This window comes from Nonomuraea cavernae, from assembly GCF_014646355.1.
In the GTDB taxonomy this organism is placed as follows: Bacteria; Actinomycetota; Actinomycetes; order Streptosporangiales; family Streptosporangiaceae; genus Nonomuraea; species Nonomuraea cavernae.
Map to the genome: position 1 here is coordinate 553,178 of NZ_BMNH01000001.1, position 13,016 is coordinate 566,193.

Here is a 13,016-nt window from a genome sequence, read left to right on the forward strand (position 1 = left end):
ACCTTTGGAATGCGATGCAGGCCGATCAAGGTGTGATTGTTGCGGCCTGTACTCGCTTCAGGGATGCCCGGAAAGCTGCGGTGGTTTGCCAGGGGCGCATGCCTTCGCCGGCCAGGAGCAGCGCGGCTTCGGGCAGGTCGAGGTCTTCGGCGGTTTCGGCTGGGTGCAGGTAGTGGGGCGCGCCGGGTTCCGAGAGGGCGAGCGGTTTGAGCAGTGCCGGGTCGAGGGTTCTGATCTTGAGGTGGTTCAGGATCCGGTTGGTGACGGCGGTGGGGTGGTAGTCGTCGCAGTATTCGTGCCAGAGGGTGCCGGCCCAGGGGTCGTAGCGGCGTTGGTCCATGAAGTAGCGCAGCGCGTCCAGCGGGCTGCCGGTGAAGCTGAGTTCGTCGATGATGAGCAGCGCGGCGGCGCTGAGCAGCGGTCCGGGCTGGTAGGCGAGCAGGTCGCCGCAGCGTTCGCGGGCGGTGGGTCCGGCGGTGAGGGCGAGTTGGTCGCGCAGGTGGCAGAACTCGTGGAAGGTCCACCACGGGTGGGCGTCGGTGTCGGCGGGGAGCATCTCCGGGGTGCCGAAATAGATCGCCAGGCGGAACAACAGCTCATAGAGGTCCCAGAACGCCTTAACGGGTTCGATGGGTCCATCGCGAGAGCGGCGTAGCCGGGCCAGGAGGCCCTGCTGGATGCGCAGCAGCCGCTCGTTTCCGACCGGCTGGCAGGGCAGCCGGGCGAGTTGCTGCCGGCAGTTGCGGGCGCCGACGATGCGGCCCTGCGGGCCGAACGGTCCGTTGCATTCGCGCCGGTAGCGGGGGGTGTCGCCGACGCTGATCCGGGTGTGGCAGCTCGGGCACCAGCCGGTCAGATAGACGCGGTGCTGGGGGCAGATGACGCAGGGCAGCAGGTGCCAGGCGATGCGCCAGATCGGGTCGGGCCCGGCCAGGCAGCGGGGGCAGACGGCGGCGGTCTCGGCGCGCCAGGGCCAGGGCCGGGTGCTGGTGGTGCCGGTCCAGCTGTAGGTGATGAACTGGCCGCCCTGACCGAACAGCGCCATGCGCATCATGGCGCGGGCGCGCAGCCCGGTGGTATCCCGCAGATTCTCAAAGACGTACTCGCCGTCGAAGATGGTCAGGAAGTCCTCGCCCAGGGTGTAGCGCTGCGGGGTGTAGGGCGGCAGACCGAGCAGGGACACGAGGGTGTCGCGGTGGCTGTGCTGCGCCTCGACCAGGCGGAAGAACCAGGAGTGGAACGCCTCGCCGTCCACCGGTGGCGGCACCAGGGCCAGCCGGCGCGGCGGCAGCCGGTCCGGGCGCCGCTCCTCGACGTCGAGGTCGAGGTCGAGGTCGAGGTCGGGCCGGATCATCCGGTACTCGCGTCCCGGCCGGAAGCGGGCGGGGCCTTCTTGGCGGTGCGACGGCGGGCGGCGGACTGGCGGCGGGCTTGGGTCTTGGCGTAGTCGACCTCGTCATCGTGGCCGAGCACCACGCTGTCCAGGATGGTGCGGGTGAGGGCTTCGACGCCGGTGTCCATCGCCCGGTGGGCGGCTTCTTTGAACAGCATGGCCAGCGAGCCGATGTAGCCGGAGGTGCGTTCGTGCAGGTAGCGCCAGTGGTGCAGGGTCAGGTCGTCGGCCGGGTGATCGAGCAGGATCAGGTTGGTCTCGAAGTGGCGCACCAGCGACATCCAGGTGCGCTGCTCCTCGCGGGTGGCGATCGTGAGCGGGGCCAGATGCTGCAGGTCGGCGAAGCGGGAGCCGAACTGGCCGGCCCGGCCACGCTCGTGCCCAGCCGGGGCGGTGCCGGCCTTGCCCGGCCGGGTGCGGGGCGGGGCGCCGTCGGTGAACAGGTTGCCCTGCTCCAGCAGGATCCCGGCGCCGACGATGGTGACCGCGGCGTGGTTGGCCAGGTTCTTGATGTGGTCGTTGGTCTCCTGACCGCCGTCGCGGATCTTGTCCAGCATGTGCAGGTCGTCCAGCAGCAGCAGCTCGACGCCGCAGGCCTCGATCGCGTCCAGCACGGGGTCGGTGAGGGTCCACTGCGTCGCGGTGCGGCCGGGGTTCGGGACGTGCAGGAACTTGCCGATGGCCTGCGACAGCATGCCGGCGGTCGCCCCGGTGCTGGCGCTGACATAGATCACCGGCACCCGGTCGCCGAGAAAGTCTCCGCGAAAGTCGGCCGGTGACCCCCCGGGGCCGGGGGCCAGGTCGGGATGGCGGCGCCGCCAGTCCAGCTCGCACTCCTTGCCGATCAGCTTGAGCAGCGACGTCTTGCCGCAGTGCCCCGGCCCGTTGATGATCGCGCTGTGAAAGGTGGCGTCCTGGCTGTATCGGCCTTGGGTCAGCTTCGGCTTCAGCGCGGCCAGCACCCGCAGGACCTGCGGATGCTTGAGGAACGGCGGGTTGGCGTTGCAGCTTCTGCGCATCTCATCGAACGGGTCCTGCCGCTCGGCGGCCCAGCTGTCGTACTCGCCGCGGCTGACCAGCTCCGGCCGAGGTGGTGCCGGGCGAGCGCAGAACTCGCGCCACTGCTCCTTGGTGCGTGGCTGCGCGACACGTTTCCTCATGCGCTGCCCGGCCCCCGCGGTGCGCCGGGATCCCAGATCTCGAACTCCTCCAGCTCGGACAAGTCCACCACCTCGTCCTGCGCCGGATCCTCCTGATCGGCGGGCGGGACCAGACTCAGCGCCGGAGGCGGCTCCTCCTGCTCACCGAACCGGAAACGAGCCTGATCACGTTTGATGGCGCGCACGTAGCCACTTGCGTCAACAGATCCGGCCGCCGCTCCTTCCATCGCATCCGCGCGGCGGCAGCCAGCGGCATCAACCGGGCCACCAGCGCCGACTCGCTTTCCGCCGCAGCCACCTCCAAAGCCACGGCCAGCAGTCCCGCAGCCACCAGCGCCGTCCGCGGAGCCATCCCGAAGCGGCCCACCGGCCCCGCCCGATTCCACCGCTGTCCACCAACCTCTGCGGCCAGCGCGCCCTGACCATCCAGAGGCGCATCCAGCAGAGGGAGAACCTCCGGCACCCCCAGCCGGACCAGCATCGCCGTCGCTTTCAAGGCCGCGAACCACTGACCGGCACTCACCACCTGGCCTGCGATCAGCGCCGACCGGCGATGGGTCACCACCTCAAGCACGAGTTGTTGCTGATCAGCGAATTTGCTACTCACCGAGCTCGTACCGATCTGCGGGATCGGCTGATCGCATACGGCCCCACTGAGAAGCGCACCGCACCGCAACGGAGCCGGCATCCGTGAGCGAGAAAGCCGCGCAGGCCGCCCGGCGGGACCTCGTCGCACGGAAACGCGGCATCTCGGGCAGAGATCCACCAGCAGAGTCCTATGCTCGGGACAAACCGCAGCCCAGCCCAGCTTCCACCAGACCAGCCACACTCCGCCCGAAGCCGCCAGGCACGTCGGGCATACCCGGCTGCCGAAGAACTGCACCCACTCACGGCCCTCAGCCCGGCGGACTGACTCCTTGTCGCCCACGCGGACGCCGGCCAGATCCAGGACCGAGCCGTCGAACACCTCCAGGTGCATACCACGCACGACCTCGGAGCTCACGCCTGTAGCAGCCTCGATCGCCCTGCACGTCTCCGGCATCGTGACGACGCCGTACGCCAGTGAACGGACGTCACTCGACGCGCGTACATCCACCCCCAACGCCTCGATTATCGCCCACGCCGGACATCCGTTCCGCAGGGCCATCCGATCAACCCACGACGCGAACGACTCGCCGGACGCCGGTGCCACCACCAACGCCAGCCGCCGGGGCCGCACCGTCATCATTTCCTTGGCCGAACCTCCTGCTGTACACGTGCCTACTGACATCTGCGATGGCCTGCTGCCAGGTCCGCTGACATCCCCCGTGCCGTACTGACATCTGCAAGCGCGCCAGACACCCATAGAGTATTCGTCGCGCTCTTGACGGAGGAAATGAACGCTCTTTTAATTCGCATATGGCGCGACCCGTGAACGGCTGCTGCAGGCGGCCGCCGACGGGTTCGCGGAGCGCGGCTACGACGGCACCCGCGTGGCCGACATCGCCGCCGCCGCCGGAGTGAGCAACGGCGCGCTGTACGCGCACTTCGGCTCGAAGGCCGAGTTGCTGGTGGCCGCGCTGCGCGCGCACGGGCCGCGCCTGCTGGCCACGCTGTTCGCCGCCGAACCCGACCGGCCGATCGCCGACCTGCTCGTCGACGTCGGCCGACGGCTGCCCCACCGCCGCGAGGCCGCCGGCTATCTCATCGTCGAGGCGCTGGTCGCGGCCCGGCGCGACCAGGACGTCGCCCTGCCCATGCGCGACTACATCGGCGAACGCGCCGACTGGCTCGCCGGGCTGGTCCACGTCGGCCAGGCGGCGGGCGAGCTCGACACCACGCTGTCGCCGGACGCGCTCGCCCACCTCTGCCTGCTGCTGGCGATGGGCAGCGCGCTGATCACACCGGACCTGCACGCCGTGAACGACGAGGAGTGGACCTCGTTGCTCACCCGGATCGTCGGCGCCCTCGCTCCGACCGACACCACAGCACCGACGGGAGCACCGCAGTGAAGGTACGGATCGACGCCGGGCGATGCCAGGGACACGGCCGCTGCTACGACCTCGCCCCCGACCTGTTCGGCGAGGACGACGAGGGCTACGGGCAGGTCATCGGCGATGGCTCCGTGCCGCCCGGCGAGGAGCGGCCCGCGCGCCTGGCGGTGTCCAACTGTCCCGAACGAGCGATCGAGATCCTCTAGGAGCCGCCATGACCGTCGACGATCGCTTCGGCCAGGACTACCGGGAGGCGTTGGAGGAGCGGCCCCTCGGCATCCGCAACGAGATCATCACCGGCCCGGTCTCCGACTGGGCGACCGACTTCTCCCACGCCGAGCCCGAATGGGCGGCCGACCCGTACCCCATCCAGGACGACCTGCGGCAGCGCTGCCCGATCGCGCGCACCGAGCGGTTCGGCGGCGCCTGGTTGCCGACCCGCTACGAGGACGTCGCGGCCATCGCCTACGACACCGAGCGCTTCTCCTCGCGCGCGATCATCGTGAGCAACGTCCGGCCGCCTCTCGAACTGGCGCCGGTGGGCAGCGTGCCGCCGATCTCCTCCGACCCGCCCTTCCACCACCACGCGCGCAGGCTCCTGCTGCCGGCGTTCACCAAGACCGCGGTGGCCCGGCGGGAGGCGGAGACCCGGGCGTTCTGCCACTCGCTCATCGACGCGCTGGAGGGGCAGGAGGTCGTCGACGCCGCCCGTGACTACGCCCAGCACATCCCGATGCGCGTCATCGCCGACATGCTCGGCTTCCCGCCCGAGGACGGGCCGCAGTTCCGCGAGTTCGTCGAGAACGCGCTCGAAGGCGTCAACGCTCCGCCCGAGGTGCGCATCCCCCGGATGGAGAAGCTGTTCGACTACCTGCTCACGCAGATCCGCGACCACGTCGACCACCCGCGCGACGACCTCACGACCTACCTCGTCAACGTGGAGCTGCACGGCCGGAAGCTGGAGCAGTCACACGTGGCCGGCACGATGGCGCTGCTGCTCATCGCCGGCATCGACACGACGTGGAGCGCCATCGGCGCCTCTCTCTGGCATCTGGCGAAGACTCCCGCCGACCGCGAGCGGCTGGTGGCCGAGCCGGAGCTGCTGCCGACCGCGATGGAGGAGCTGCTGCGCGCCTACGCCCCGGTCACGATGGCCCGGCTGGTCAAGGAGGACATGCACTGGGGCGGCGTCGACATGAAGGCCGAGGACTGGGTCCTGCTGTCGTTCCCGGCCGCCAACCGGGACCCGGCGCAGTTCGACCGGGCGGCCGACGTCGTCATCGACCGCGAGGTCAACCGGCACGCCGCGTTCGGCCTCGGCATCCACCGCTGCGTCGGGTCGCACCTGGCCCGCATGGAGTTGCGGGTCGCCCTCGAGGTCTGGCTGGAGCGGTTTCCGGTCTTCGGGCTCTCCGACTCGGCGCCGGTGACCTGGGCCACGGGTCAGGTGCGCGGCCCGCGCACCCTCCCGATCCGTGTGGGCTGAGCACGGCCCCGAGGCGACCGGTCGTCAGTGGCCGTGATGGTACTGGTGCGTCACGGCGTGCCCCTTGCCTCGTGAGATCAGCCACTTGTTCACCGGAGTGGTGAGCAGGAACGCCACGAGCAGGGAGCCGGCCAGCGCGCCCCAGAAGAGCATGCTGGTGACGCCGGCGTCCATCGCCCCGGGCACGACGAGCATCACCGCGTTGTCGAGCACCTCCATGACGGCGATGGAGATGGTGTCGGCGGCCAGCGCGACCTTCAGCGCGGTGCGCAGCCCCACCCCGGCGCGCAGCACGCCGCGCATGGTGAGCGCGTAGCCGAAGACGAACGCCAGCGCCACCGACAGCACAACGGTCGCGAGGTTGCTCAGGCCGGCCGAGGTGCCGATGACCATGCCGAGCACCTCGCCGATGGCGCACCCGGTCAGACAGTGCAGGGTCGCCTGCGCCGCCATCGCCCAGGACGCGCCGGGGCCGGCGGCGTCATGGTCATGAGACCCGGCTGACCGGGAAGGGGGGTGGTGGCTGTCGTGAGACACGTGGAGCCTCCTTGGTGGTCGGCTCCTCATGATACGGGTAGGGGGTATCTGCCGTCGAAGCCGGTGGCCTCCGCCTTCGGCTCCGGGCGTCACAGGCCGTAGCGGCTGAGCACGTCCCGCCTGCGCGGCGCGAGGAACTTCCTGGTCATCCGGCCGGTGGTGAGCCAGGCGACGGCGTCGCCGTTCCTGGTGCTGGCCAGCATCCTGTCGACGAGGTAGGGCGCGACGTCATCGACGTGGTCGCACAGGATGTTGAGCGCCTTTCGCTGCTTGGCCACCAGTTCCGGGGCGACGGCGGCCTCCCGCAGCCAGCCCTCGGTGATGAGGATGCCGGGCCTGACCTGCCCGATCCGTACGCCGGTCCCGGCGACCTCCTTGGCCAGCGCCCGGGTGAACGAGTCGAGGCCGCGCTTGGTGGCCGAGTAGACGCCCATGCCCGGGCGGATCCGGCCGTCGCTGCCGCCGCCGAGGATGTTGAAGATCTGGCCGCCGCCGTGGGCTCGCATGCCCCGGACGGCGACCTGGGAGCCGTACACGGTGCCGAGCATGTTCGTGGTGACCATCGCGCGGACGTCGTCGGGCGTGGTCTCGACGATGGAACGGGTGGTGTGGGCGACACCGGCGTTGTTGATCCACAGGTCGACCCCGCCGAGCGCGTCGACGGCCGCCGTCCACAGCTTCTCGACCTGCTCGGCATCGGTGACGTCCACGGCGAACCCGTGGACCGTGGCCTCTCCGGTCGCCTCCGGCCGCAGCCGCTCGACGGCGTCGTCCACGGCCGCCTGGGTGCGGCCCGAGACGACCACGGAGTGCCCGCGCCGGAGCAGCTCCCGGGCGAGCGCGAAGCCGATTCCCTTGGTGCTGCCGGTGACGACTGCCTTCCGCATGGCTACTCCTGGGGGGTGACGAGTCGCAGGCACGGGCCTTTCTCGCCGGTCCGCGCGGGCGGGAGCCGGGGACGCGGACGACCTGGCGTCGCGCCTGACATCGGCGTTGATCTTACGCCCCGCCCGCGTCCTGGGATAGACCACTTGTCCGGCGGTGACCGGTCTGGTGGGAGTCAGTGCGGGAAGGACGGAGGTTCCGGAGTGCGGCCCTCGTGGTGGTGGACGATCTTCCATTCGCCGTCGCGCCGGCGGAGCAGGTCGGTGATGCGCACGGACGCCGACATGGCGTTCGGCTCGCCGTAGGTGAAGTCGAAGTAGTAGCAGAGGAGGGCGACGTCGCCCCACATCTCCTCGCGGACGAAGTTGATGTTCCACGCGAACTCGCCCCGAGCCTTCGACTGGGCCCGGTCGGTCTCGTGGAAGTCGAGCCGCTGCTGCCGGCCCACCACCAGGTCGGGGACGAACAGGTCCCACAGCGTGCAGTCGTCGGCCAGCAACGTCTCCATGGCGTCGATGTCGCCGTTGCCGAAGTTCTCGAACAGGGTGGTGATCAGCTGCCGGAGCCGGTCGAGTTCCTGGCGCTCGGCGGGGGTGGTCTCGGTCATGACAGGGCCTTTCGGTGGAGGAGCTTCAGGTGGAGGAGCTTCGGTGGAGGAACCTTCAGGTGGAGGAGCTTTCGGTGGAGGAGCTTTCGGTGGAGGGGCTTCGGTGGAGGGGCTTCGGTGGAGGAACCTTCAGTGGCGGAACACGTCGTTCATGTCGGGGATGGCGGCGACGATCTGCTCCAGCAGCCCGACCGTCGTCGGCCCGTCGAGGCCGACCGGTGGCGCGAGCTCGATCCAGTCGTAGATCTCGGCGTGCACGCGCAGCCGGTCCAGCACGGATCGCCGCGAACCGGCCAGGCTGAAGGTGGTGACCATCTCGTCGCTGACCGACGCCACCAGGGCGTCCTCGTCGCCGCGCGCCATCGCGTCGAGGCCCGCGGCGAGCTCGCGTTCGAACCCGTGCCACCGCAGGACGTCGTGGAAGTACGGGGTCCGGAAGTAGAAGGCGATGCCCGGCCGCGCCCGGTCGATCGCCTCCCGCTCGTCGTCGCCGATCGTGGTGTAGACCATGGCGGCCCGGCCGACCGGCGAGTCGCGCCGCGTCGAGGCGGCGCCCCGGGCGATGGCGGGAAGCGACGTCTCACGGACCCATTCCGGGGAGCACATGACGTTCATCAGCAGACCGTCGGCCGCCTCGCCGCCCAGCTCGGTCATCTTGGCGCCGGTGGCGGCGATCCACACTCGCAGCGGATGGCCGGTCGGCGGCGCCAGGCGGCGGTAGCCGGCGAACCGGTAGAACGGCCCGTCGTGATCGCGCGGCACGCCGTCCGGAGCCTCGTAGGCCTGGCGGACCGCGCCGATGAAGTCGCGCATGCGGGCGACCGGCCTGCTGTGGTCGACGCCGTGCCAGTCCTCGCTCCAGGCCTTGGGCATCGCCCCGAACGCCACCGCCGCGCGCCCGCCGGACAGCCCCTGCAGGGCCGACACGGCCACGGCCGTGGCGACCGGGGTGCGGGTCCAGGTCGCCACGGCGTCACGGCGGGCCGTGCGTGGACCGGAGCACCAGCCGGGTGGGGACGCGGCGCTCGACCGGCCGCTCGTCCGGCGAGCGGTCGTGGCGGAGCAGCAGGTCGACCGCCATCCGGGCGAGCAGGTCGAGGTCGCAGTGCACCGTCGTCAGGCCGATCAGCGGCCACGCGGCCATCGGGATGTCGTCGAAGCCGATCACGGTCAGGTCCGCCGGGACGGTGAGGCCCAGCTCGCGCGCCGCCGACAGCACGCCGAACGCGACCACGTCGTTGCCGCAGACGATCGCCGTGGGACGGTCGGCGCGGGAGAGCAGGTCAAGGGCCGCGGCTCGCCCCGCGTCGTGGGTGAAGTCGACCCGCCTGGTGAGCTCGTGGCGCGGGTGCACGCCGTGGCGGCGCAGCGCGCGGTCGAGACCGTCGGCGCGTTCCTGACCGGTGGACGTGGCCGCGGGGCCCTGGACGGCGCCGACGCGCTCGTGCCCCAGCTCGACCAGCAGGTCGCCGATGGCCGTCGCGCCGCCCTGGTTGTCGAACCCGCAGCTGTCGGACTCGGCCCGGTCGAGCAGCCGGTTGGCCAGGACGTGCGGGATGCCGCGTTCGGCGAGGTCGCGGGGCAGCGTGGAACGGCGTCGCGTCGTGGTGAGGATGACGCCGTCGTAGGAGCCGTCGGCCAGCGCCTCCAGCCCGATGGGGCCCTCGACGTTGTCGGTCACGACCACGGTGCGGAAGTCGTGCCGGGCCAGGTGGCGGCGCAGCGGCTCGACCAGCTCCGGGTAGTAGGGATTGGTCAGCTCCTCGGTGACCACCGCGATGCGCCTGGTGGTGCGCATCGACAGCGTGCGGCCGGCCTCGCTCGGGATGTACGCCAGCTCGCGGGCGGCGCGCATGACCCGTTCGCGGGTCTCGGGCGAGATGCCGGGGACGTCGCGCAGGGCCCGGGACACGGTCGGCTGGGAGACGCCGGCCAACTGGGCGACGTCGAAACTGGTCACCTTCTTCGGCACTCGCCTACGCCCCTTTCGCTCCTGAATCTCCGGGCGCGTGGAGCGGAGATTCACGCGCCTCGGCACACCCCTTCCAGATGCGGTCATGACCTGTTCGCTGTCTGTTCACTTTCTCCCGTTTGTATCTAGTTGCACCGCAACCAGAGCTCACTACGGAGAAGGAACGCATACCGTGACCAGTGGACAGCGCCGCCTCAGCGCGGTGGCGACGGCCGCCGTCGTTGTGGCCCTTTCCGCCGCATGCGGCGGCACCAACACCACGCCGCCCGCCGGGGAGGGCACCACTGCCGCCACCCAGGCCGCGGGCGCCGAGCTGACCGGGCAGGTCAAGATCGACGGCTCCAGCACCGTCGCGCCCCTGACCAGCGCCGCCGCGGAGTTCTTCGCCGAGGAGCAGCCCAAGATCAACGTCACGGTGGGCACCTCCGGCACCGGCGGCGGTTTCGAGAAGTTCTGCAACGGCGAGACCGACGTCGCCGACGCCTCCCGTCCGATCAAGGACGAGGAGAAGGCCGCGTGCGACGCCAAGGGCATCAAGCACAGCCAGCTGTCCGTCGCGACCGACGCGCTCACCGTGGTGGTGAACAAGGAGAACACCTGGGCGACCTGTCTCACCACCGACCAGCTCAGGAAGATGTGGGAGCCGGCGGCCGAGGGCAAGGTGACCACCTGGAAGCAGGTCGACGCCAAGTTCCCCGACGAGCCGCTGAAGCTGTTCGGTCCGGGCACCGACTCGGGCACCTTCGACTACTTCACCGACGAGATCAACGGTGAGGAGGGCGCGAGCCGCAAGGACTACAGCCCCAGCGAGGACGACAACATCACCGTCCAGGGTGTGACGGGCTCCAAGGGCGGCCTGGGCTACTTCGGCTTCACCTACTTCGAGGAGAACGCCGACAAGCTGAAGGCCGTGGAGATCGACTCCGGCGAGGGCTGCGTCGCCCCGAGCGTCGAGACCGCGCAGAACGGCACCTACGCCCCGCTGTCCCGGGCGCTGTTCGTCTACCCGTCGGCCACGGCGGCGAAGCGACCCGAGGTCGCCGCCTTCCTCGACTTCTTCGTCGCCAACATCAACAAAATCGCGACGGACGCCCAGTTCGTCCCGCTGAACGCCGAGCAGGAGGCCAAGCTCAAGACCGACTTCGCCGCGCTCAAGACGCAGGCGGGCTGAATGGCTCCCCGCCAGTCGGCGACCGCGCCAGGGACACCCATGTCCCTGGCGCGGTCGCGCCCGCGTCACGGCGAGCAGGTCATCAAGGCGATCCTGCTGGTCGCCGCCCTGGTCTCCGTCGCCACGACCATCGGCATCGTGGTGTCGCTGCTCGAACCCACGATCAGGTTCTTCGGCCAGATCAGCGCGGTGGAGTTCTTCACCTCCACCCAGTGGGGGCCGCTGTTCGAGCCTCCGCACTACGGCGTGCTGCCGCTGGTCAGCGCGACCCTCATCACGACCGGCATCGCGATCGTGGTGGCCGTGCCGCTCGGCCTGGGCGCCGCCGTCTACCTGTCGGAGTACGCCAGGCCGCGGGTCAGGAAGATCTGCAAGCCGGTCCTCGAAGTGCTGGCGGGCATCCCGACCGTGGTCTTCGGCTTCTTCGCGCTGAGCTTCGTCACGCCGCTGCTGCGCGGCATCCTGCCGTTCGAGATCGAGATCTTCAACGCGCTGTGCGCCGGCCTGGTCGTCGGCTTCATGATCATCCCGATCGTCGCCTCGCTCTCCGAGGACGCGATGACGGCGGTGCCGAGCGGGCTGCGGGAGGGCTCGTACGCGCTGGGCGCCTCCAGGATGATCACCTCACTCCGCGTGGTGCTCCCGGCGGCCTTCTCCGGCATCGTCGCGGCCGTCATCCTGGCGATCTCGCGGGGCGCGGGCGAGACGATGATCGTCTACATCGCCGGCGGCGGCCAGCCCAACTTCACCCTCGACCTCGGCAAGGCGATGCAGACCATGGCCGCGTTCATCGCCCAGGCGGGCTCGGGCGACGTGCCCATCGGCACCGTCGACTACAACACCATCTTCGCGGTCGGCTCACTGCTCTTCGTGATGACGTTCGCGATGAACTACGTCAGCGCCCGTCTGGTGCGGAAGTACCGTGAGGTGTACGAGTAATGGCCGTTCTCTCGACGCCGCGCTCAGCCGTCCAGCTGGCGAGCAAGGGGCAGCCGCTCAGGGAGCACCTGTTCCGCATCGCCCTGATCGCCAGCCTGGCGATCGCGTTCGTCTTCCTGCTCGCCCTGCTCTCCTACGTCCTCATCGAGGGCTGGCCGCGGCTCGACTCCCGCCTGTGGGAGAACATGCCGTCGGTCCGCAACCCGGACATCGCCGGAGCCCAGTCGGCCATCACCGGCACCCTGTGGGTCATCTCGATCACCGCGCTCCTCACCCTGCCCACCGGCATCGCCGCGGCGATCTACCTGGAGGAGTACGCGGACAGGGACCGCTGGTGGAACCGGGTCATCGAGCTCAACATCCAGAACCTGGCGGCGATCCCGTCGATCGTCTACGGCATCCTGGGCCTCGGCATCATCGCCCGGACGTTCGGGCTCGGATTCAGCGTGATCACCGCGTCGATCACCCTCGGGCTGCTGGTGCTGCCCATCGTGATCATCGCCTCGCGTGAGGCGATCCGCGCGGTCCCGCCGTCCATCCGCGAGGGCTCGCTGGCCCTGGGCGCGACGCAGTGGCAGACGATCTCCCGGCAGGTGCTGCCCGCCTCGATCCCGGGCATCGCGACCGGCTCGATCCTGGCCCTGTCGCGGGCGATCGGCGAGGCCGCCCCGCTGCTCATGCTGGGCGCCGTGTCGTTCATCAGGTTCAACCCGGACGGGGTCTTCGCCAGCTACACCGTGCTGCCGATCCAGATCTTCAACTGGATCTCCCAGTCGCGTGAGGGGTTCCACATCCTGGCCTCGGCGGCGATCGTGATCCTGCTGGTGATCCTGCTGCTGATGAACTCCGCCGCCATCTGGCTCCGTAACCGCTACCAGAAGCGCTGGTGAGGG

14 protein-coding genes and 1 pseudogene are annotated in these 13,016 nt (G+C 70.1%); 6 read left to right on the forward strand and 9 right to left on the reverse strand.

Features of this window, described 5'->3' with window-relative positions; translation table 11 throughout:
* Positions 1-25 precede the first annotated feature (25 nt).
* The 4 genes and pseudogenes from IEY82_RS02585 to IEY82_RS40235 all read right to left on the reverse strand — a co-directional run.
* On the reverse strand, positions 26-1,354 hold the full coding sequence (locus IEY82_RS02585; protein ID WP_189122272.1) for a TniQ family protein: 1,329 nt from the start codon (positions 1,352-1,354) through the stop codon (positions 26-28).
* Positions 1,351-2,553, reverse strand: a complete 1,203-nt coding sequence (locus IEY82_RS02590; protein ID WP_189122273.1) for a TniB family NTP-binding protein — start codon at positions 2,551-2,553, stop codon at positions 1,351-1,353. The genes IEY82_RS02585 and IEY82_RS02590 overlap by 4 nt, the downstream gene beginning before the upstream one ends.
* Positions 2,554-2,668: 115 nt before the next feature.
* Positions 2,669-3,160 (reverse strand): hypothetical protein, encoded by a 492-nt coding sequence (locus IEY82_RS38840; RefSeq protein ID WP_225262170.1) that lies wholly within the window; start codon positions 3,158-3,160, stop codon positions 2,669-2,671.
* Between the two features lie 171 nt (positions 3,161-3,331).
* Positions 3,332-3,898 (reverse strand): annotated as a pseudogene (locus tag IEY82_RS40235) (TniQ family protein); the annotation flags it as partial.
* Between the two features lie 76 nt (positions 3,899-3,974).
* Between IEY82_RS40235 and IEY82_RS02600 the strand changes: the two are divergent.
* Genes IEY82_RS02600 through IEY82_RS02610 form a run of 3 tightly spaced genes read left to right on the forward strand, consistent with a single transcriptional unit; the run spans position 3,975 to position 6,012 of the window.
* The gene (locus IEY82_RS02600; RefSeq protein WP_225262152.1) at positions 3,975-4,544 is read left to right on the forward strand and encodes a TetR family transcriptional regulator; all 570 of its coding nucleotides are present in this window, start codon (positions 3,975-3,977) and stop codon (positions 4,542-4,544) included.
* Positions 4,541-4,732 (forward strand): ferredoxin, encoded by a 192-nt coding sequence (locus tag IEY82_RS02605; protein WP_189122275.1) that lies wholly within the window; start codon positions 4,541-4,543, stop codon positions 4,730-4,732. The genes IEY82_RS02600 and IEY82_RS02605 overlap by 4 nt, the downstream gene beginning before the upstream one ends.
* Before the next feature lie 8 nt (positions 4,733-4,740).
* Complete coding sequence (locus tag IEY82_RS02610) at positions 4,741-6,012, forward strand: cytochrome P450 (protein ID WP_189122276.1); 1,272 nt, start codon at positions 4,741-4,743, stop codon at positions 6,010-6,012.
* A gap of 24 nt (positions 6,013-6,036) precedes the next feature.
* On the opposite strand, the gene IEY82_RS02615 is transcribed toward IEY82_RS02610, so the two are convergent.
* From IEY82_RS02615 to IEY82_RS02635, 5 genes are all read right to left on the reverse strand, one after another.
* Positions 6,037-6,549: a DUF4396 domain-containing protein gene (locus tag IEY82_RS02615; RefSeq protein ID WP_225262051.1), complete on the reverse strand. Its 513-nt coding sequence runs from the start codon at positions 6,547-6,549 to the stop codon at positions 6,037-6,039.
* An 89-nt stretch (positions 6,550-6,638) separates the two neighbouring features.
* Positions 6,639-7,436, reverse strand: a complete 798-nt coding sequence (locus tag IEY82_RS02620) for an SDR family oxidoreductase (protein WP_189122278.1) — start codon at positions 7,434-7,436, stop codon at positions 6,639-6,641.
* A gap of 173 nt (positions 7,437-7,609) precedes the next feature.
* Positions 7,610-8,041, reverse strand: a complete 432-nt coding sequence (locus IEY82_RS02625) for a YybH family protein (protein WP_189122279.1) — start codon at positions 8,039-8,041, stop codon at positions 7,610-7,612.
* Positions 8,042-8,170: 129 nt separating this feature from the next.
* The gene (locus tag IEY82_RS02630) at positions 8,171-9,010 is read right to left on the reverse strand and encodes an LLM class flavin-dependent oxidoreductase (protein ID WP_189122280.1); all 840 of its coding nucleotides are present in this window, start codon (positions 9,008-9,010) and stop codon (positions 8,171-8,173) included.
* A 4-nt stretch (positions 9,011-9,014) separates the two neighbouring features.
* Positions 9,015-10,001 (reverse strand): LacI family DNA-binding transcriptional regulator, encoded by a 987-nt coding sequence (locus IEY82_RS02635; protein ID WP_229697528.1) that lies wholly within the window; start codon positions 9,999-10,001, stop codon positions 9,015-9,017.
* Between the two features lie 184 nt (positions 10,002-10,185).
* On the opposite strand from IEY82_RS02635, the gene IEY82_RS02640 reads away from it, so the two are divergent.
* The 3 genes from IEY82_RS02640 to pstA are packed head-to-tail and all read left to right on the forward strand — an operon-like array spanning position 10,186 to position 13,013.
* Entirely contained in the window at positions 10,186-11,184 is a 999-nt protein-coding gene (locus IEY82_RS02640; RefSeq protein WP_225262054.1) for a PstS family phosphate ABC transporter substrate-binding protein, read from the forward strand.
* A 39-nt stretch (positions 11,185-11,223) separates the two neighbouring features.
* Positions 11,224-12,123, forward strand: coding sequence for a phosphate ABC transporter permease subunit PstC (pstC, locus tag IEY82_RS02645; RefSeq protein WP_225262056.1), 900 nt, complete (start codon positions 11,224-11,226; stop codon positions 12,121-12,123).
* The gene (gene pstA, locus IEY82_RS02650) at positions 12,123-13,013 is read left to right on the forward strand and encodes a phosphate ABC transporter permease PstA (RefSeq protein WP_189122284.1); all 891 of its coding nucleotides are present in this window, start codon (positions 12,123-12,125) and stop codon (positions 13,011-13,013) included. The genes pstC and pstA overlap by 1 nt, the downstream gene beginning before the upstream one ends.
* Positions 13,014-13,016: the final 3 nt, after the last annotated feature.